This window comes from Planomonospora algeriensis, assembly GCF_977012225.1.
Window position 1 is genome coordinate 1 of record NZ_CDRNDK010000787.1, and the last position, 1834, is coordinate 1834.

Consider the following 1834-nt stretch of genomic DNA (forward strand, 5'->3'; position numbering starts at 1 on the left):
GCCCGCTCCGCCAACTCCCCGTACGTCACCACACCCGCATCCGACACCAGCGCGGGCCGGTGCGGCTCGCGGGCGGCGTTGGCGAAGAACCCCCCGTGCAGGGTGCCGTCCGGCAGGGGACCCGCGGTGTCGTTGACCCGCTGCCGGACGAGCAGCTGGTCGCGGGGCGGCCCGACGGGGGCGGGGGCCGACCAGTCGCCCTCCGCCAGCCACTCCAGCAGGTTCAGATGCGTGTCGAACATCGCGTCGAGCACGCCCGCCGGGAACAGCTCCTCCACCGCGTCCCAACGGACGAGCAGCTCGCCGCCGACCTCCGCCACCTGGTAGTCCAGCCAGACCTGCGGGGTCTGGGACACCCCCCAGACCTGCTCGGCGAAGGAGGGCCCCGGCGCGCCGCCGTCGGTGACGCCGAGCATGCTGGTGAACACCACGGGCATGGTCATCTCGATCGAGCCGGACCGCCTGGCCAGCTCGCGCATCACCCAGACGGCCGAGACCTCGCCGTGCTCCAGTCCGCGCCAGACCTCTTCCTGCAGCCGGCGCGCGCCGTCCAGCCAGTCGGATCCCGACCGGTAGCCGACGAGCATCAGCGAGGTGAAGTCACCCAGGACGCGGTGGATGTCGGGGTGCACCTCGCGCCGGTCGAACAATGTGAGGTTGAGCGTCAGCTCCGGCTGGGCGCTCCAGGCGGCGAGGATCTCGCCGAAGGCAGCCGCCAGCACCGTGGAGGCGGTCAGGTCGTGCTTCCTGGCCAGTTCGGAGACGCGGCTCCAGCGTTCCGCGTCCATCCTGACCTCCCGGCGGACGAACCGGGGGCGCTCGATCACGGCCGGGTTGACGCGCAGCGGCAGCCGCGGCGCGCCGGGCAGTTCGGGCAGGCGGCCGCTCCAGTACTCCTCGGCCGCTTCGGCGACCGCGGGATCGGGGGTCAGCCCGAGCACGTAGTCCCGGAACGACACCTCCAGGGGCGGGAGCACGGCGGCGGGATCGCGGTAGAGCAGGTCCAGTTCGGCGAAGAAGGTCATCATGCTCAACGCGTCGACGATGATGCTGTCGAAACCGACCCCCAGCCGGATGCGGCCCTCGTGCCGCGCGGCCCGCGCGTCGAACAGCGGCCAGGTCGCGGGGTCGAACACCTGGTGCGACATCTGCTCGCGCAGCTGCTCGGCGCTGTCGACCACGGTGATCGTGAAGCACGGCACCTCGGGCAGGATGCGCTGGAGTCCATCGGCGTCGAAGACGGCGCGCAGCATCTCGTGCCGCTCGATCAGCAGGTTCCACGCGGTCTGCAGCCGGTCGAGATCGATGTCGCCGTCGAACTCGGTGTAGAAGTGGCAGCCGACGCCGCCGAGGGTGAAGTGCTCGGCCCGGCCGAGCCAGTAGGCGCGCTGCACCTCCGTCGGCGGGAACGGGTCGTGGCGGTGTTCGAGGTCCGCGCTCAGCGCCGGGGCGGGCGCGAGCGCCTCGTCCAGGGTGAGGGTCGCGGCGAAGTCGGCGAGCGCCGGCGAGTCGAACAGCACCGACAGCCTGGCGCCGGCGACGCCCGCCGACCGCAGCCTCGCGATCATGCGGGTGGCGAGCAGCGAGTCCCCGCCGAGGGCGAAGAAGCCGTCTCCGCGGTGCACCGAGGGGACGTCGAGCAGGTCGGCCCAGATCCCGGCGAGCAGGTTCTCGACCACGCCGGCGGGCGCCTCCCCCGCTTCGCTCACCGGTGCTTCCTCCGCGAGGGAGACGAGCGCGGTTCGGTCGATCTTCCCGTTCGCCGTCAACGGGAACCCCTCCACCGCCGAGATCACCGACGGAACCGCATACCCCGGCAACCGATCCGCCAACA

General features: G+C 72.1%; 1 protein-coding gene. It reads right to left on the reverse strand.

Going from position 1 to position 1834, the window contains the following annotated elements; genetic code table 11:
* Positions 1-1796 (reverse strand): condensation domain-containing protein (locus ACWJ6R_RS35765; RefSeq protein ID WP_449066452.1); only part of this gene is annotated, 1796 nt, incomplete at its 3' end.
* Positions 1797-1834 lie beyond the last annotated feature (38 nt).